Annotated in this window: 18 protein-coding genes and 2 other RNA genes; 12 read left to right on the top strand and 8 right to left on the bottom strand. The window is 65.0% G+C overall.

Annotation, left to right across the window (positions count from 1 at the left end; translation table 11 throughout):
- The first annotated feature begins 279 nt into the window (after positions 1–279).
- The 3 genes from QRM60_RS15730 (at position 280) to cydB (ending at position 3,268) form a co-directional block, all read left to right on the top strand.
- Positions 280–576, top strand: a complete 297-nt coding sequence (locus tag QRM60_RS15730; RefSeq protein ID WP_285446570.1) for a hypothetical protein — start codon at positions 280–282, stop codon at positions 574–576.
- Positions 577–848: 272 nt separating this feature from the next.
- On the top strand, positions 849–2,258 hold the full coding sequence (locus QRM60_RS15725; RefSeq protein ID WP_285446569.1) for a cytochrome ubiquinol oxidase subunit I: 1,410 nt from the start codon (positions 849–851) through the stop codon (positions 2,256–2,258).
- Positions 2,249–3,268: a cytochrome d ubiquinol oxidase subunit II gene (gene cydB, locus QRM60_RS15720; RefSeq protein ID WP_012439370.1), complete on the top strand. Its 1,020-nt coding sequence runs from the start codon at positions 2,249–2,251 to the stop codon at positions 3,266–3,268. The genes QRM60_RS15725 and cydB overlap by 10 nt, the downstream gene beginning before the upstream one ends.
- A gap of 84 nt (positions 3,269–3,352) precedes the next feature.
- On the opposite strand, the gene QRM60_RS15715 is transcribed toward cydB, so the two are convergent.
- Positions 3,353–3,538, bottom strand: coding sequence for a hypothetical protein (locus tag QRM60_RS15715; protein ID WP_012439371.1), 186 nt, complete (start codon positions 3,536–3,538; stop codon positions 3,353–3,355).
- Between the two features lie 101 nt (positions 3,539–3,639).
- Positions 3,640–4,281 carry a DUF6766 family protein gene (locus QRM60_RS15710; RefSeq protein WP_285446568.1) on the bottom strand — a complete coding sequence of 214 codons (642 nt, stop codon included), beginning with the start codon at positions 4,279–4,281 and terminating at the stop codon, positions 3,640–3,642.
- Between the two features lie 210 nt (positions 4,282–4,491).
- Between QRM60_RS15710 and QRM60_RS15705 the strand changes: the two genes are divergently transcribed.
- The 6 genes from QRM60_RS15705 (at position 4,492) to QRM60_RS15680 (ending at position 12,318) form a co-directional block, all read left to right on the top strand.
- Positions 4,492–5,358, top strand: coding sequence for an SDR family oxidoreductase (locus tag QRM60_RS15705; RefSeq protein ID WP_285446567.1), 867 nt, complete (start codon positions 4,492–4,494; stop codon positions 5,356–5,358).
- Between the two features lie 378 nt (positions 5,359–5,736).
- On the top strand, positions 5,737–6,888 hold the full coding sequence (gene galE, locus QRM60_RS15700; RefSeq protein ID WP_285446566.1) for a UDP-glucose 4-epimerase GalE: 1,152 nt from the start codon (positions 5,737–5,739) through the stop codon (positions 6,886–6,888).
- Positions 6,889–6,923: 35 nt separating this feature from the next.
- On the top strand, positions 6,924–8,108 hold the full coding sequence (locus QRM60_RS15695) for a glycosyltransferase family 1 protein (RefSeq protein WP_285446565.1): 1,185 nt from the start codon (positions 6,924–6,926) through the stop codon (positions 8,106–8,108).
- Positions 8,096–9,292 carry a UDP-galactopyranose mutase gene (glf, locus tag QRM60_RS15690; RefSeq protein ID WP_285446564.1) on the top strand — a complete coding sequence of 399 codons (1,197 nt, stop codon included), beginning with the start codon at positions 8,096–8,098 and terminating at the stop codon, positions 9,290–9,292. Before QRM60_RS15695 ends, glf begins: the two co-directional genes overlap by 13 nt.
- A 93-nt stretch (positions 9,293–9,385) precedes the next feature.
- Positions 9,386–10,537 (top strand): beta-glucosidase, encoded by a 1,152-nt coding sequence (locus QRM60_RS15685; RefSeq protein WP_285446563.1) that lies wholly within the window; start codon positions 9,386–9,388, stop codon positions 10,535–10,537.
- On the top strand, positions 10,534–12,318 hold the full coding sequence (locus tag QRM60_RS15680) for an ABC transporter ATP-binding protein (protein WP_285446562.1): 1,785 nt from the start codon (positions 10,534–10,536) through the stop codon (positions 12,316–12,318). The genes QRM60_RS15685 and QRM60_RS15680 overlap by 4 nt, the downstream gene beginning before the upstream one ends.
- Positions 12,319–13,069: 751 nt before the next feature.
- Here the strand turns inward: QRM60_RS15680 and QRM60_RS15675 are convergent.
- Together QRM60_RS15675 and QRM60_RS15670 are read right to left on the bottom strand one after the other, a co-directional pair.
- A complete protein-coding gene (locus tag QRM60_RS15675; RefSeq protein ID WP_012439379.1) occupies positions 13,070–13,249 on the bottom strand; it encodes a DUF3606 domain-containing protein in 180 nt (59 codons plus the stop codon).
- 61 nt (positions 13,250–13,310) lie between these two features.
- Positions 13,311–13,946 (bottom strand): DUF4142 domain-containing protein, encoded by a 636-nt coding sequence (locus QRM60_RS15670; protein ID WP_285446561.1) that lies wholly within the window; start codon positions 13,944–13,946, stop codon positions 13,311–13,313.
- A 242-nt stretch (positions 13,947–14,188) separates the two neighbouring features.
- Here QRM60_RS15670 and QRM60_RS15665 point away from each other — a divergent pair, with 242 nt between their 5' ends.
- Positions 14,189–15,352: a zinc-dependent alcohol dehydrogenase gene (locus QRM60_RS15665; protein ID WP_285446560.1), complete on the top strand. Its 1,164-nt coding sequence runs from the start codon at positions 14,189–14,191 to the stop codon at positions 15,350–15,352.
- 115 nt (positions 15,353–15,467) lie between these two features.
- Here the strand turns inward: QRM60_RS15665 and QRM60_RS15660 are convergent.
- Together QRM60_RS15660 and QRM60_RS15655 are read right to left on the bottom strand one after the other, a co-directional pair.
- Positions 15,468–15,540, bottom strand: a non-coding RNA gene (locus QRM60_RS15660) — sX9 sRNA.
- Positions 15,541–15,601: 61 nt separating this feature from the next.
- Complete coding sequence (locus QRM60_RS15655; protein WP_068573785.1) at positions 15,602–15,769, bottom strand: hypothetical protein; 168 nt, start codon at positions 15,767–15,769, stop codon at positions 15,602–15,604.
- Positions 15,770–16,269: 500 nt separating this feature from the next.
- Here QRM60_RS15655 and QRM60_RS15650 point away from each other — a divergent pair, with 500 nt between their 5' ends.
- Together QRM60_RS15650 and QRM60_RS15645 are read left to right on the top strand one after the other, a co-directional pair.
- Positions 16,270–16,521 (top strand): YkgJ family cysteine cluster protein, encoded by a 252-nt coding sequence (locus QRM60_RS15650; protein ID WP_029217180.1) that lies wholly within the window; start codon positions 16,270–16,272, stop codon positions 16,519–16,521.
- Positions 16,522–16,530: 9 nt separating this feature from the next.
- A complete protein-coding gene (locus tag QRM60_RS15645; protein WP_012439383.1) occupies positions 16,531–16,758 on the top strand; it encodes a hypothetical protein in 228 nt (75 codons plus the stop codon).
- Between the two features lie 372 nt (positions 16,759–17,130).
- Here the strand turns inward: QRM60_RS15645 and QRM60_RS15640 are convergent.
- Positions 17,131–17,204: non-coding RNA, sX9 sRNA (locus QRM60_RS15640), on the bottom strand.
- Positions 17,205–17,265: 61 nt separating this feature from the next.
- Positions 17,266–17,529: a hypothetical protein gene (locus QRM60_RS15635; protein ID WP_114999901.1), complete on the bottom strand. Its 264-nt coding sequence runs from the start codon at positions 17,527–17,529 to the stop codon at positions 17,266–17,268.
- Positions 17,530–17,765: the final 236 nt, after the last annotated feature.

The raw sequence follows: 17,765 nt of genomic DNA, 5'->3' as shown, positions 1-17,765 counted from the left end.
TGCAAAGGGTTGGGCCTGAGCGACCGCAAATCTGCGGCCGGTGGCACGGAGCCATGGATCAGCTCGGTTGATTCAGAACGAAGCGGCAAGGATGCCAGCGGAGTCAGCGGCAGCCAATGCATCGTGACGCATCGGACTGAACCCTTCATGGGCTCCCGCCCGGGCGACTGACTTACCCACAAATTACGCACCGCGTGTCAGCACCATGTGTAGAAACCGCTCACGTGCACCTGCGCGCAGGCTGCCAACACTGAGGCGACACAGGTGATGAGGTGTCCTATGAATGCACTCTCGGCGCAGCCACGCACTGCGCATCCGCGTGCAGATGTGCAGGCGGAACTGGCCCACTGGCGTGCCGAGCACCGCCGTGGCGAGCTTGGCTATTACCCGTTCGACGGCATCCCGGAGGCAACCATCCGCGCGGTCTGCGATGCCTGGAATGCGCATCCCCAGCTGACCGACCAGCAGGTCATTGCCGCCGTGCGCGACGCGTTGTGCCTGACGCCGGGCTCGATGAACGCGGTTCTGGCGGACTGGCTGGCCCCGCGCTGCCTGCGCCATCTGCGTCGTGGTTGAACCCGCGGCGCGACAGCGCCCGGCAGCGCGCGAACGCCGATCTGTGCAGCCGATCACGGTCGCGCCCGGCCAGGGCGCGGACCCTGTTCGCGCGGTGCCGCGTCAGCGCGGCGCACCTGCGCGCCGGGTGGGTGTGATGCCGGCTGCGGTGCCAGCTGCACTCAGCCAGCGTGGTTGCTTGCTGCGTGCGGCCTGTGCCGGCGTCGCACGCAGCGGGGCCGGTGCGGCTGGCCTGCCCGCGCTTGCCCAGCCCGCCCTCTAGGGAGATGTCTGTGGACGCGTTGCTGCTCTCTCGCATCCAGTTTGCGTTCGTGATTTCGTTCCATGTGCTGTTCCCCGCCTTCACGATCGGGCTGGCCAGCCTGTTGGGGTTTCTGGAATGGCGCTGGTTGCGCAGCCACGACGACGTGTGGAAGCGCCTGTATTTCTTTTGGCTGCGGATCTTCGCGGTGTCGTTCGGCATGGGCGTGGTCAGCGGCATCGTGATGGCGTTCCAGTTCGGCGCCAACTGGCCGGAGCTGAGCCGCATCGCTGGCGGGGTGATCGGCCCGCTGCTCAGCTATGAAGTGCTCACCGCGTTCTTTCTGGAGGCCAGCTTCCTCGGCGTGATGCTGTTTGGCTGGGGGCGCGTGTCCGAGCGGCTGCACTTTTTTGCCACCTGCATGGTGGCCCTGGGCACGTTGGTGTCCACCTTCTGGATCCTCTCGTCCAACAGCTGGCTGCACACCCCGCGCGGCTTCAGCATGGTCAACGGCGTGGTGCATCCGGTGGACTGGCTGCAGATCATCTTCAACCCGTCGTTCCCGTACCGGCTCACCCATATGGCGCTGGGCTCGTTCATCACCACCTGCTTTGTGGTGGGCGGCGTGGGCGCGTACTACCTGCGCAAGCGCAAGCATGTGGACGCGGCGGCGCTGATGCTGCGGCTGGCGGTGGCGTTTGCCGCCATCGTGTTGCCGATCCAGGTGTTGGTGGGCGACCAGCACGGACTCAACACGCTGGAACACCAGCCGATGAAAGTGGCGGCGATGGAAGCGCATTGGCACAGCGATGGCGACGGCAATGGCGTGCCGCTGGTGGTGTTCGGCGTGCCCAATGCCGAGGCCGAGCGCAACGATTACGAAGTGGCGATCCCGCGGCTAGGCAGCCTGATCCTGACCCATTCGCTGGATGGCGAAATCGCCCCGCTCACCTCCGTGCCGCGCGGCGAGCGCCCGCCGGTGGCGCCGGTGTTCTTCGCATTCCGCATCATGGTGGGCCTGGGCATGGCCATGCTGTTGCTGGCCTGGATCTCGGCCATCGCGTGGTGGCGCGGACGGCTGCACGCGCGCCCGCTGATCATTGCCTGGAACCTCATGTTGCCGGCGGGCTTCATTGCGCTGGTGGCCGGGTGGTTCGTCACCGAGATCGGCCGCCAACCGTATGTGGTGTACGGGCTGCTCCGCACGGCCGATGCGATGGGCCCGCAATCGACCGCGATGGTGGCGGTGTCGCTGGCGGTCTACGTGGCCGGCTATGCCTTCGTGTTCGGCTGGGGTATCTGGTACCTGGCCAAGCTGATCCGCACCGGCCCGCAACCGCGCGGCGATGGCCCGGACGTGGCCAGCGGCGAACACACGCCTGCGCGGCCGTTGTCGGCGGCCGATGAATCCCTGGAACAGGAGCACGCGCCATGGACCTGAGTTACTGGCTGCCGGTGGTGTGGTTCGGCGTGATCGGCTTCGGCGTGCTGATGTACGTGGTGCTGGACGGTTTCGTGCTGGGGCTGGGCATGCTGGCACCGTTCGCACGCGACGAGCAGGAAGTGGACCTGATGATGAACACCGCCGCGCCCATCTGGGACGGCAACGAGACCTGGCTGGTGCTTGGCGGGGCCGGGCTGTTTGCGGCGTTCCCTACCGCCTATGCGGTGATCCTCTCCGGGCTGTATCTACCGGTGCTGTTGATGGTGATGGCGCTGGTGTTTCGCGGCGTGGCGTTTGAATTTCGCTTCAAGGCACATCGCTCGCGGCGGCTGTGGACGCTGTCGTTCATTGGCGGCTCGATGCTCACCGCTTTTGCGCAAGGCATCATCCTGGGCGCACTGGTGGAAGGCATGGCGTTAGACAACGGCCGCTACGTCGGCGGTGTGTTCGGTTGGTTTAGCCCGTTCACCATCCTCACCGGGGCGGCGCTGGTGTTCGGTTATGCGTTGCTCGGCAGCACCTGGTTGATCCTCAAGACCGATGGCCGCACCCACGAACTGGCGCGCCAGCTCACCCGCCCGCTGGTGGGCGTGGTGGTGGCCTTCATGGTGCTGGTCAGCGCGTGGCTGCCGTTCTTGAGTTCACATGTGATGGCGCGCTGGTTCGAACACGGCAACTTCTGGTGGCTGTCGCCGATCCCGGTGATCACCGCGGTGGTGGCGATGCTGCTGTGGCGCGCCGGCAACACCTCGCGCAACCATGCCTCGCCGTTCCTGTTGACCCTGGCGATCTTCGTGCTGGGTTTCATCGGCCTGGTGCTGGGCATGTGGCCATACCTGGTGCCGCCGAGCTACACCATCTGGCAGGCGGCAGCGCCACCGTCATCGCAGATCTTCCCGATGGTGGGCTTGATCGTGCTGCTGCCGCTGGTGCTGGGCTATACCGCGTGGTCGTACCGGGTGTTCCGCGGCAAGATCGCTGCGGATGTGGGCTACCACCATCATTGATGCTGACGTGCGCGTTGCGTTTTCCGCCACATGAAAAAACGCCCGCACGATGCGGGCGTTGTTATTTGCACCGATGCGCGGCGGTCAACGCCGTTCGGAGCCGTCCGGACGTTCGTAGTCGTGCTCCGGGTCGGCCTTGTTGACGTCACGGTCTTCATCGGGCATGTCGTGCTCCTTCCATTTGACGTCCTCGTTGCGCCGCTCCTGTGGTGTGAACGGCTTTTTCTGGTCGTCTTCCGGACCCCACGGTTTTTTTGGTTCGGTCCCCATATGCACTCCGCTCTGGACACAGTGTCGTTGTGCTCAACGCTAGGCACGTGCGCATTGCCGAAGGGTGAAGGTGCGGCAGCGTTGCGTGAAGGCAGCGCCCCTCAGCCACCGGTCTGGGAATGCGGTGCGGCCACCGGCTTGGATTGCGGCGAGTCCTTCTGACGCAACCAGATGGTCAGCACCACCAGCGAAAACACCGCCAAAAATTCGCTCTGCCAGTTCTGCATCGACTCGAACCAGAACGCGGCATCGGTGAAGTGCTGCAGCAAACTGATCGGTGGCAGGCCCTGCTGCGTGCGCTCGGCCAGCTCCAGCCGCCAGCTTCCCAGCAGATGCAGCACAAAGCTCAGCAGGAACAGCACACCGAAGGCGATGGCCAGCGAGTGCTCGTACAGGCGCAACCACAGGCCACCCTTGCGCACCGGCCACGGGGTGCGGCCCGGTGCAATCTCTCTCGTTTCTTCATCAGGATCGAGCGGCCGCGATTCGGCCGAGCCTACCTGGCGCAGCTTGACGGTGAGCAGCACATACATGCCCATCTGCAGGAATTCGCTTTCCCAGTTTTCAAACAACGCAGAGATGAAGTGCCCGCTGCGCAGGTACTGACCCAGCGTCAGGGTTGCCTGGCCCAACTGTGCCAGTTCCTCGTTATAGGCATGCAACCCCGCATACACCTGTGCGGCGATAAACAACAGCGTCAGCCCAAGCAGACACAACGACAAACCATGACGACGAAAGATCATCTGTACGCTCCTCTGATGCCGAAAGTATTCGAGCAAGCACAGCAAAAACGCATGAATACTGCGTGGTGAGCCGACGCAATCAGCAGCGAGTGAGTGCCGCGCGGCGGTGTGCGTAGCCAACACACATCGCGGCGACATCGCCTATGCCCGATGTTTACTTCTGCGTGGCCACACTGACCGTCCAGCTTCCTTCCCCGTCAGGAGATCACCATGCCCGTGCCCAACTACCCGCGCCCGCCGTTCAAGCCGCAGCAGCAAGGCTTCCCCGGCAAGACCGACAAGATGGACCCGCGCCCGGATCACGGCGAAGACAGCTACGTGGGCCACGGGCAACTGAAAGGCAAGCGCGCGTTGATCACCGGTGGCGACAGCGGCATTGGCGCTGCCGTGGCCATCGCTTATGCACGCGAAGGCGCGGATGTGGCCATCGCCTTCCTGCCGGATGAGCAGGAAGACGCATCACGCATCGGTGCGTTGATCGAAAAGGCCGGTGTGCGCGCACTGCTGGTGGGCTGCGACATCAGCGACCCCAACCAGGCTGCGTCCTTGATCGACAAGGTCCACAGCGAATTCGGCGGGCTGGACATCCTGGTCAACAACGCCGGCTACCAGAAGTACTTCCAAAGCTTCGAAGAAATCACCCTGGACGAGTGGCGCAAGACCTTCGATACCAATGTGCACGCAGTGTTCAACCTGGTGCTCTTGTCGGTGCCGTTGATGAAGGACGGCGGTTCCATCATCAACACCGCTTCGGTGCAATCCAAGAAGCCCACGCCGAACATCCTTCCCTATGGCGCAACCAAGGGTGCGCTGGCCAATCTCACCATCGGGTTGGCCGGCGTGCTGGCCGAAAAGCAGATCCGCGTCAATGCGGTGCTGCCGGGCCCGATCTGGACACCGTTCATTCCCGCCGGCATGGACGAAGAATCGGTGGAAAGCTTCGGCTCGCAAACACCGATGGGCCGCCCCGGCCAACCGGTGGAGCTTGCATCGGCCTACGTGATGCTGGCCTCCGATACTGCCAGCTACACCTCCGGCACCTTGCTCACCATCTCCGGTGGTGCGGTCACGCTCTGACCAACACAGCGTTTTCGCGTTCTACAACGCCACTCGCTCGAGTGGCGTTTTTGTTTGCGCATCACTGCATGTGCGCGCACATCAGACACGGCATCTGGCAGCCGCGTCCATGCGTGATTTTCCGGTCAAGGCCGCACTCGCGCTGCGCATACTTGCTGTTGCGTTTCTTCTAACGGCGCGATCCATACCGTAGACACCACTGGATCGTGATGCATGACCTCTTCCGCGTCGCCACTTCTTGCCGCAGGCACCACGCGGCGGTGAAGCAGTGCGCCTTGGGAATCAGGGCCATCACACATGCGCACCCGGACGTGCGATCCGGCGCAGCACGCGCCACTGGCTAGCTTGCGCGCCCGCGCCCCCACAAGGCCCACAGCAATGAGAATCCTGGTCACCGGCGGTACCGGCTACATCGGCTCCCACACCTGCGTTGAATTGGCGCGGCGCGGGCATGAAATCTGCGTCGTCGACAATCTGAGTAATTCATCAGAACGCGTGCTCGATCACCTGGCCCACCTGATTGGCGCGCGCCCGGCATTTCATTGCATGGACGTGCGTGCGCCCGAGCTCGCCGAGCTGATGCAGCGCGAGCGGATCGAGGCGGTGATCCACTTCGCCGCGCTCAAGGCGGTGGGCGAATCGGTGCGCGAGCCGCTGCGCTACTTCAACAACAATGTCACCGGCACGCTGGCGCTGCTGCGTGCGATGCGCACTGCCGGGGTGGCCAACCTGGTGTTCAGTTCGTCCGCCACCGTGTACGGCGACGAGAACACCAGCCCGATCGAGGAACGCGCGCCGTTGAAGGCGATCAACCCGTACGGGCGCACCAAGCTGATGATGGAAGAAATGATCGGCGACCTGAGCGCGGCCTGGCCGCAATTCAACGCCGCACTGCTGCGCTACTTCAACCCGGTGGGTGCGCATCCCAGCGGATATCTCGGCGAAGACCCGCGTGGCGTGCCGAACAATCTGATGCCGTACATCGCCCAGGTGGCAGTGGGCCGCCGCGATGCGCTGCAGGTGTTCGGCGACGACTACCCCACCCCGGACGGCACCGGCGTGCGCGACTATCTGCACGTGATGGATCTGGCGCGCGCGCATGTGGATGCCATCGAGTATCTGCACCACGAGCGCCAGGGGCTGGTGGTCAACCTGGGCACCGGCCGGGGCCACAGCGTGCTGGAAGTTGCCGCCGCCTTCGAGCGGGCCAGCGGGCGGCACATTCCGCTGCAGTTTGCCCCGCGCCGCGATGGCGACGTGGCGGTGTATTACGCCAGCACCGCGCTGGCCAACCGACTGCTCGGCTGGAAGGCGCAGTACGACCTGGAGCGCATGTGTGCCGATACCTGGCGCTGGCAGTCGCTGCATCCGGAAGGCTATGCGCAATCGCGCCTGGTGCGCCCACGCGCCACCGCGCCGATGGGCGAACGCGTGGCGCCGCTGCGCAAGCTGCTGCCCGGCAGCGATGGCCGCCGCCGTCACGAGCCCGCACGTGCCTTGCTGCCCGCACACGGGCATTCCGGCGCCTGAGGCGCCATTCCCCTTCCCCCGATCGAGGACCTTGCATGAGTTGGGCTGGACACTTTCAATACGACATCGGCAAGAGCCGCCGTGCCGTGCCATCGGCGACCACACCGCAGTTCGATGCCACACGCCCGACCCTGCTGTGCCTGTCGCACCTGCGCTGGAGTTTTGTCTACCAGCGCCCGCAACATCTGATGTCGCGCTTTGCGCAAGACGCCAACCTGCTGTTCTGGGAAGAACCCATCGCCTGCGACGAGCCCGAGCCCTGGCTGCAGGTGCGTGGCGAAGAAGGCGGCGTGCAGGTACTGGTGCCGCGGCTGCCGGCCGGCTGCGACGGCGACGCCGCCACGCAGGTGCAGCGCCAGTTGCTGGACGGCTACCTAGCCGAGCTGGGCGTGCGCGATCTGGTGCTGTGGTACTACACGCCGATAAGCCTGCGCTTCAGCGATCACCTGCAGGCACGCACGGTGGTCTACGACTGCATGGACGAGTTGTCGGCCTTCCGTGGCGCGCCGCCGGAGCTGGTGCAGCGCGAACGCGAGCTGTTGCAGCGCGCCGATGTGGTGTTCACCGGCGGCTACAGCATCTGGGAAGCCAAGCGCGCCCTGCACGCCAATGCGCACCCGTTCCCGAGCAGCGTAGACGTGGCGCATTTCGCCGCTGCGCGCACTGCGCAGGACGACCCACCGGATCAGGCCGACATCCCGCACCCGCGCCTGGGCTTCTATGGCGTGATCGATGAGCGTTTCGATGTGGCGTTGCTCGGCGAGATCGCCGCGCGGCGCCCGCAGTGGCAGTTCGTGATGATCGGCCCGGTAGTCAAGATCGACCCGGCCGAGCTGCCGCGTGTCAGCAACATCCATTACCTGGGCGGCAAGACCTACGACGAACTCCCCGGCTATCTCTCCGGCTGGGACGTGGCGTTGATGCCGTTCGCGTTGAACGCCTCCACGCGCTACATCAGCCCGACCAAGACACCCGAATACCTGGCGGGCGGCTGCCCGGTGGTGTCCACGCCCATCCACGATGTGGTGCGCACCTACGGCGATACCGATGTGGTGCACATCGCCGAGACCCCATCTGCATTCATCGCCGCCTGCGAGGCCGCGTTGCAGGACAGCGCCAACCGCGACCAGCTGCTGGAACGCGCCGACGCGGTGCTGGGCGATATGTCCTGGGATCACACCTACGATTTGATGAAGGAGAAGATCACATGGACACCCTGAAGGCTTCCGGCGGCGCACCGCTGGCCCCCGAGCGCAGCGGCGGCGGCCGCCGGCGTGGTTTCGATTACCTGATTGTCGGCGCCGGCTTTGCCGGCAGCGTGCTGGCCGAGCGCCTGGCCGCCGGCCTGGGCAAGCGCGTGCTGGTGGTCGACCGCCGCCCGCACATCGGCGGCAACGCCTACGACTTCCACGACGATGCCGGCGTGCTGATTCATCGTTACGGGCCGCACATCTTCCACACCAATGCGCAGCGCATCGTGGACTACCTGTCCAACTTCACCGAGTGGCGGCCGTACGAACACCGCGTGCTGGCGCAGGTGGGCGAGCAGCAGGTACCGATCCCGATCAACATGACCACCTTGAACGCACTCTACGGCCTGCAGCTGCGTAGCGAAGAGGAGGCCGCCGCGTTCCTGGCCAGCCGCGCCGAACCGGTGGCCGAGATCCGCACCAGCGAAGACGTGGTGATCAACCAGGTGGGCCGCGAACTGTACGAGACCTTCTTCCGTGGCTATACGCACAAGCAGTGGGGTCTGGATCCCTCGCAGCTGGACAAGTCGGTGACCTCGCGCGTGCCCACCCGCACCAACGACGACGACCGCTACTTCACCGACACCTTCCAGCAGATGCCGCTGCACGGCTACACGCGTATGTTCGAACGCGTGCTCGACCACCCCAACATCAAGGTGATGCTCAACACCGACTACCGCGAGATCCGCGACGAGCTCGACTACGACCAGTTGGTGTACTGCGGGCCCATCGACGAGTACTTCGACTATTGCTACGGCAAGCTGCCGTATCGCTCGTTGAAGTTCGAACACAGCACCGTGGACCAGGAGCAGTTTCAGACAGTGGCCACGGTCAACTACCCTGCCGAGGAGGTCGCCTACACCCGCATCACCGAGTACAAGCACCTCACCGGCCAGCAGCACCCCAAGACCAGCATCACCCACGAATACCCGTCTGCCGAGGGCGACCCGTACTACCCTATTCCGCGCGCGGAAAACGCCGAGCTGTACCGGCGTTACGAGCGACTTGCCGCGGAAACGCCTAACGTCACCTTCCTTGGGCGGCTGGGCACCTACAAGTACTACAACATGGACCAGGTGGTGGGGCAGGCACTGGCCTTGTACAAGCGCATCGAAGATGCCGAGCACAAGCGCCGCGCCGAACTCGCCGCATGAGGCATGACCGCGCTAGCCGGCAGCCACGTGCTGCCGGCCACTGGTTTGACGATGCGACGTGGCTCCGGCGCGCGTCGTGCAGCAGGATGTGAGATGCATACCCCCACAGTGTTCGACAGTTTTTTCATGGCCGGTTTCGAGTGCTCGACCCATCGCCGCCGCGATGGCCGCCGGCTCGATCTGATTGCCGGCACCCGGCACGATCGCTGGGCGGCCAACGACTACCGCGCGGTGGCCGCGCATGGCTTGCGCACCGTACGCGATGGGCTGCGCTGGCATCTGATCGAGCAGCGGCCCGGCCACTACGACTGGTCCAGCTTCCTGCCGATGCTGCATGCGGCGCAGGCCACCGGCACCCAAGTGATCTGGGACCTGTGCCATTACGGGTGGCCAGATGACGTGGATATCTGGCGGCCGCAATTCGTGGAGCGCTTTGCGCGTTTCAGCGCTGCGGTGGCGCAGTGCGTCAAGAACGAAACCGACGCGGTGCCGGTGTATGCACCGCTCAACGAGATTTCGTACTGGGCCTGGGCCGGTGGCGATCAGGGCCGCATGCATCCACTGGCGCGCGGGCGTGGCTTCGAGCTCAAGCACCAACTGGTGCGCGCCAGCATCGCGGCGATCGAGGCGGTGCGCAGCGTGGAGCCGCGCGCGCGCTTCGTGCAGGTGGACCCGGCGATCCATGTGGCCGCGTCCAACGACCGCCCCGGGCCACGGCGCGAAGCCGAACGCCTGCGGCAGGCGCAGTTCGAAGCCTGGGACATGCTGTCCGGCACGCAATGGCCGGGCCTTGGCGGCGCGCCGCAGTACCTGGACATGATTGGCGTGAACTACTACTCCAACAATCAGTGGTATCTGGGCGGGGCCACCATCGCGGCAGATTCGCCCGACTACCGCCCGTTCTCGGAGATGCTTGGCGAGATCTGGCAGCGCTATCAACGCCCGATCGTAGTGGCAGAAACCGGCGCCGAAGGCGACCACCGCGCCCGCTGGCTCGATCACGTGGGCGGCGAAGTGGCGCTGGCGCTGCAGCGCGGTGTGGCGATGGAAGGGCTGTGCCTGTATCCGGTGCTCGACTACCCCGGCTGGGAGAACAACCGTCACTGCCTCACCGGGCTGCTCGGCTACGCCGATGCGGCCGGCGAGCGCGAGGTGCATGCCGAACTGGCCGCGCAGCTGCGCCACGAACAGGTGCGCTTCGGGTTCTCCGCACCACAGTTTGCCCTGGACGACATCGCCACATGAGTACCGCCGCCGCCGCGCAATCGGAGTTGCTGCCGGCCAGGCCGGCACGTTTTCTGTGGCACTACATCTGCCAACGCCCATGGCACTTCGGTGGTCTGCTGGTGTTGATCATTGGCGCGGCCGGCTGCGCGGTCGCGGTGCAGTACGGCATGAAGCTACTGGTGGATGCCATGTCCACCGATCAGCGCACCCAGGCCGATGTGTGGACGCCGCTGGGCCTGTTCATCGGGTTGATTGCGGTGGAAAACCTGTTCTGGCGGTTGGGTGGCTGGCTGGGTTGCCGCACCGTGGTGGCCAGCGTGGTGGATATCCGGGTGGACCTATTCCGCCATCTCACCGGCCACCCGATGCGCTATTTCACCGAGCATTTTGCCGGTGCGCTGGGCAACCGCATCACCGCATTGGGCACCGCCGCCGGGCAGATCTACGGCGGCCTGGCGTGGAAGATCCTGCCGCCCATCGTCGACTTCATCGGCGCCATCGTGGTGCTGTTCACCGTGGACTGGCGCATGGCCGCCACCCTGATCGGTTTTGTGGCGGTGGTGGCCGCGATCATCACCAGTTTCGGCATCCGCGGCCGTGCCAAGCACCAGCGCTTTGCCGCGCAGGCCGCACGCGTGGGCGGCGAGCTGGTGGATGCGGTGTCCAACGTGTGGACGATCAAGGCCTTTGCTGCACGCGACCGCGAGAGCGCACGCCTGGCGCAGGAAATCGGCCACGAGGCAGTCGCGCACCGGCGCAGCTGGATGTATGTGGAAAAAGCCCGCGTCATCCACGACATCTGCCTGTCGATCATGGCGGGCGGCATGCTGATCTGGGCGATCAGCGCCTGGCGCAGCGGTGCGGTGAGTGCCGGCGATGTGGTGCTGGTCAGCGCCTTGACCTTCCGCATCCTGCACGGCTCACGCGACCTGGCGCTGACCCTGGTCGACACCACGCAGCAGCTGGGCGCCATCGCCGATACCTTGCAGATCATCCTGCAGCCGCACGCCCTGCCCGATGCCGATGCACCGCTGGCGCTGGCCGAAGGCGACGTGCGCTTTGAAGGCGTGCGCTTTGCCTACCCGGACCGCCCGGCGGTGATCGAGGCACTGGACCTGCACATTCCTGCCGGGCAGAAGGTGGGCATCGTTGGCCCATCCGGCGCCGGCAAGTCCACGCTGATCGCCTTGATCCAGCGGCTGGACGATGTGGAATCGGGCCGTGTGTTGATCGACGGCCAGGACATCCGCAGCGTGAGCCAGGACAGCCTGCGCGACCGTATTGCCGTGGTGCCGCAGGAAACCGCGCTATTCAACCGCAGCATCGCCGACAACATCCGCTACGGCCGCCCGGAAGCCAGCGATGCCGAGGTCCACACCGCAGCACGGCACGCCTTCTGCGATGGCTTCATCCGCGAACTGCCGCAGGGCTACAACACGCTGGTTGGCGAGCGCGGAGTAATGCTGTCGGGCGGCCAGCGGCAACGCCTGGGCATTGCGCGTGCGTTCCTCAAGGACGCCCCGATCCTGATCCTGGACGAAGCCACCTCCGCGCTGGACACCGAATCCGAGGCAGAGATCCAGTCCGCGCTGGACCACCTGATGCGCGGCCGCACGGTGCTGGCGGTAGCCCACCGCTTGTCCACAGTGATCGGCTTCGACCGCATCGTGGTGCTGCAGGACGGGCGCATCGTCGAAGACGGCAGCCCGGCCGAACTGCGTGGACGCGGCGGCGTGTTCGACAGCCTATGGCAACGCCAGGCGGCGGGCTTCGAACAGCCGGTGGCGGAGGATGCTTGAGGGCCGGCATCGCTGCGTGCAGGCTTGTGTTGCTGAGCGTTGCGGGGCTGAAGTAGACCTGCGGTTGAGAAGCGTGGCAGCAGCGTAAGCCTATATCCGGAGCGTGGCGCTGAGTACGCGCAGACACATTTAGATCATTCAGTGAGACGAAGCGGCCTCAGTTAAGACGCGGCGGCACAGGCAGGATGCGAATGCGAAACGTTGCCCTGCCATCTCCGCCTTCGGGCAGCTACTCAAACATCAGCGAGTGCTGCTCGTAGCCCACCAGGGGACTGAGCGACGAGGGGGCCATGAAGAATTGATGCCGCGTCGGCTCGGACAGAGCTTCCGCGATTTAATGCGCGCAGCTGCCAGCTACGGGGCGCGCTGCCTGCGCTTTGGGATCGATCTCGGTATCTGACGACACCACGCTAAGCCACCATCAGAATCACATCAGCGCAGCAAATCGTCACGCAGCCGAGCACAGGACGAGTGCCGGTGTGCAGCAATTTCTCATGACTTTGGTGGTCGAACGAACACGAGGATGTAAAGGGGGGAACAAGCACCTTGCGCCTCGTGTACCCACGCATGTGCAACTGGCTCGGATGCAATCGATGCCCTCAAATGCGATCTGCCGACGCAAAAAGAACAAGGGCGACCGTGGCCGCCCCTGTTTCCCATCACTTCCACTACTGATCAACTCAGCAGGCACCCGGCAACACGCACCTACAGCTCGGCCAGGCGCAGCCTGCAAGCAGACATCACACACCGCTCAATGCGGCGGCCGATAATCCCGCAGCTTGGTGGTGACATTGCCGACCTCCTCAACCGCAGCCCGCAGATCGTCCTCTGACATGCCCAGTTCGCGGGCCCAATACTGCAGCTCCCACTCCTCGCTGATGCTCACGTGTTCCATGTCGGTGGGTTTGCGGTTTGCGTCTGCTGTGCTCATGGCGTTTTCCGTTCGCGTATTTCCGCTGGCTGCGCTGGTGGTCGGATCGCTGGTGGTTAGATCAATGCGTCTGCGTGCGCTTGGCCTTCAGCCCACGCGCGTGTTCCAAGTGTTCGGCAATCATGTCGCGCTCGCGCTTGAGCTCCTTGCCCAGGTCGCTGGAGCCCGGCTCGCTGCTGACCTGCGCGTCCAGCACGGCGAGCGCCTTTTCATGGCTGATCACCGAAGCCTGCAGGTATTCGCGCTCGAACTCCTGTGCATGCAATCCGTCCAGACGCTTGCGCCCGGTTTCGAACTGCGCAAGCGTGGACTTGGCCTGCGCACTGCTGCGATCCGGCCCGAAGCGGCTGAGGTCGGTGAGTGCGGCGCTATGCGCCTGGTCCATCTTGCGGGCGAACTCCAGCACCTCGCCAACCACGCCCTTGGTGACGGCCAGCTGCGCCAGGGTGCGCTCCTGCTCGTGGAAGACCGACAACGCACCGAGCGCCTGCGCGCGACCGCCTGCCCCGTGTTGCGTATCGCGCTGGGCGTCATTCTGCAGGGCACCGCGCAACGGGTCGCCGTGCGGCGGCGTGCTGCCGTCCTGCTGCGTATCGGCCTGCTGCGTATCAGTCGCCAACCCCTGGCGGCGCTGCCAGGCCTTGTAGGCGATGACGCCCACGGCGCCGGCGGTCACGAGCTTCAAGATGCTTCCCATTGCGATCTCCTGGAGAGTGTGGATTGTCGAAGATGGCCAGCGGCGTGAGCTGCTGACAGCCACCGTGCGAGTCGATCCAGCCTGCGAGCGGCGGGGTTAGCCACGCGTGACCTGCGCATCAACACCACGTCGCTGCGCGTGCGCGTCCACATCGCACGCACGCGCCGTGCTGACGTTTTTAACGCCGCCCCATCAACACTGCGTGCTTCGCCGCTGACCGCCGGCGCTCACGGAGAAACTGCATGCTCGCCCTCAACTATCACGGCTCGCGCGATGTGCGGGTTGAAGCCGTACCCGACCCGTTGCTGGTGGAACGCGACGACCTGATCCTGCGGGTGACCGCCACCGCGATCTGCGGCTCGGACCTGCATCTGTATCACGGCAAGATTCCTGACCTGCGCCCTGGCGATATTCTCGGCCACGAATTCATGGGCATCGTGGAAGAGGTCGGCCCCGATGTCACCGCAGTGCGTCCGGGCGACCGCGTGGTGATTCCGTTCGTGGTGGCGTGCGGCCAGTGCTTCCATTGCCTGCTGCAGGAATTTTCGGCCTGCGAAACCACCAACACCGGCAAGGGTGCGGCGCTCAACCACAAGGACATGCGTCCGCCTGCGGCATTGTTTGGCTTCAGCCATCTTTATGGCGGTTTGTCTGGTGGGCAGGCGGAATACGTGCGCGTACCCAAGGCCAATGTCGGCCCGCTGGTGGTGCCCGATGTCCTGCACGATGAGCAGGTGTTGTTCCTCTCCGACATCCTGCCCACCGGCTATCAGGCGGTGGTGGACGCAGGCGTCAAGCAGGGTTCCACCGTGGCCATCTTCGGCGCCGGCCCGGTCGGCCTGATGGCGGCGGCGTGCTGCCGCATGCTGGGCGCCGAACGGGTGTTCATGGTCGACCGCCACGCCTACCGGCTGGACTTCGCGTCGCGCACCTACGGTGTCATTCCGATCAACTTCGACGAAATCGACGACCCGGCTGACATCATCGTCTCGCAGACCGATGGCCGCGGCGTGGATGCCAGCATCGAGGCGGTGGGGTTCGAAGCCGAAGGCAGTGCGCTGGAAACCGCGTTGACCACCTTGAAGCTGGAAGGCAGCAGCGGCGTGGCGTTGCGCCAATGCATCGCCGCCACTCGCCGCTGCGGCACGGTGAGCGTGCCCGGTGTGTATGCCGGCTTCATCCATGCCTTCATGTTTGGCGATGCGTTCGACAAAGGGCTCACCTTAAAGATGGGCCAGACCCACGTGCAGAAGCACATGCCCTACCTGCTGGAGCGCATCGGCAATGGCGAGCTCAAGCCCAGTGCCATCATCTCGCACCGGTTGCCGTTGGCCGAGGCCGCGCGTGGCTACGAAGTATTCGACAAGAAGCAGGACGATTGCCGCAAGGTGGTGCTGACGCCCTGATCGGCACACGCATCCTGCAGAAAGCGCAACGGCGCGGTCCCTGAGGGCCGCGCCGTCGTCGTTCATGCCGTTGATGCTGAGTGACGCGTACAGCGCCCTTGGATTGCTTTAGCGCGGCCAACAACGTAGCGCGCAGTCGTCAGGTGGGTGCGGATGGCGCGGAGGAATCGGCGTGTACGGGGGTACCTGCCGATTCCGAGCATTGGCCACGCCCGCCTGGCCGCTGCGCAGTCGTTTTGATAGCGGCGCTCAGTCCGGCGCCTTGGCCGGTACGAACGGCGAGACCGGATCGCTGGCCGGGAAGGTTTCTTCCACCGCTTCGTCCTGGCGCTCGTCCTGCTTTTTGTCCTCCTCGTGCGCCTGCTCGTGCTGCGTGTTGGCGGCGTGCGTGGACGGGGTCGAATGGGATGTGCTCATGGGGTTCTCCTGCAGGGCGGGTAGACAGACCCGCGTACTCGCACACGCTACGGCCGTGCATCGCCAATGGCAGTGAAAACCGCCTTCGCATGTGCTGCACAAACACAACGCGTTGCCGATTGGCTGGAGCGTGGCGCTTGGCATCGCCGCACTCTCAGCACGAGGCGATGGACGCAGCTGGCCTTTCCCGCGCGATGCGGATCGACATCGGGGCCCTGGCCGGCGCATTGCATGCGGAGCGTGCACGTGCGGCGCTGTGCATCGGCGCAGCTTTCAATTCGGCACCCAGGCGATCAAGCGCGGTGCCATCTACATCCACGCCAATGCGCCGCCTGACGTGTCTGATACAGCTGCCGCCCGGGTACGGTTCACACCCGGATACGCCCAGGGTGTATGGTGCAAGGGCGGCCGGAGTCCGGTGTCGCCTCCTCATCTTTCTGGCCTTTTCCATCAAGAATCTCTGCGAACGCTGCGACGCCGTCTGTTGCCGGCTCACCGTCCTGGTCGATCCAACCGACCGCATCCCACACCATCTGACCAGCGTGACACCGGAAGGTTGGCACGTGATGGCGCGCGACGAGGAAGGCTGGTGCGTGGCCATTGATGCCGCGCGCATGTGTTGCTCCATCTACGAAACGCGCCCGGCGATCTGCCGTCGCTTCGTCATGTCCGGGCCGTATTGCCGCGACGTGCGTGCCACCTACGACGATCAACGCCGGCGGGGCATTCCCTTGACGCTCTACAACGCATGAGGATTTGCGATGAATAATTCCCGCCGCCAGTCGATGACCGTCAGCAACCAGCCGGGCAAGCCGCGCTTGTCCGAACAGCGCCTGGCCGCCGATCTGGAAGAATTCCAGAAGTCCGGCGGTGCGATCGAGCGCCTGGGCGACACGCCGCTGCGCCGTGAAAAGAAGCGTGGCGCGCCGGAGACCCCGGCTGCAGCAGCTGCGCCCGCCAAGGCCGCCGCGGACGCGGACACGGAATAAGCACGCCGCAAGACGACAGCCGGCCAGGCGCCGCTGTCGTGCCGTATGCGCTTTGCGGTTGAGGCGAGCAGTCGCTGTGCCTACCGATGCATCTGCTGCCTGCGCCGCACCACTGCCGCGCACGGCGCCTGTCACCAACATCAAACGTTGATCATCGCTGCAGGCTGTGCCGTTTCTGCTAGACGAGCCGGCCAGCGGGAAATCCGCTGCACTTGGCACGACCAGAGCAGGTAGAGCAGCTCAACGTCATCAAGCGCATTGCGGGCAAACAGTCGCGCAATAACCAAGCGAAACGTCAACGACAGCGGCTACAGCAATCGACCGCTTGCGCCGCGGAATGCCGGGTCGAACAGCGCCCTGCCCGCTTAGAGCGGCTAACAGACGTAGCGAGCAGTCGTCAGGTGGGTGCGGACATCGCGGAGGAACCGGAGTGTACGGGGGTACATGCCGATTCCGAGCACCGGCCGCGCCCGCCTGACGGCTGCGCAGTCGTTTTGATAGCTGCTCTTAGTCCTCCTGCCGCCGCAGCACCAGATACCGCCGCCAGTGCACGCCCAGCGCGTCATGCACATCGCCTTCGGGCATCGAATCATGCGGGCAGGCCAGATTGAGTTCGTGCCGCCAGTGGATGCCGAACTCGCCGCCGGGCCACGGTGAAATCTGATACCCCTCGGGGATCAACAATTCCGGCGCCGAATCGGCCTGCAGCGTCTGCCCGTCCTGCGGGCCGCCCACCAGATGCAGACGCACGCACCCTTCTCCTTCGTTCACGACCGTACTCCTCAACATGGCGGGACTGGTCGCATCCAGCGGGTTGGGGCGGCGCGCTGCGCAAACGGACGCATGCAATGGCAACGGTGCACTGCACGGTTGCCAGACGACGCCCCGACTGGCAGCACCCGTGTTTCCACCAGCGCGTGCCATCGATTGCATGGAGTCTAGAAGCGGACGCCGCAGGCAGGCGTGAACACTGCGGCAGCGTGGAGTGAGCCGTGTGGCGGCAGCGC

This window comes from Xanthomonas sp. fls2-241-TYG-148, from assembly GCF_030208815.1.
In the GTDB taxonomy this organism is placed as follows: Bacteria; Pseudomonadota; Gammaproteobacteria; order Xanthomonadales; family Xanthomonadaceae; genus Xanthomonas; species Xanthomonas campestris.
The sequence above is the reverse complement of the archived record's forward strand: the minus strand, read 5'-3'. Positions and strand labels throughout refer to the sequence as shown.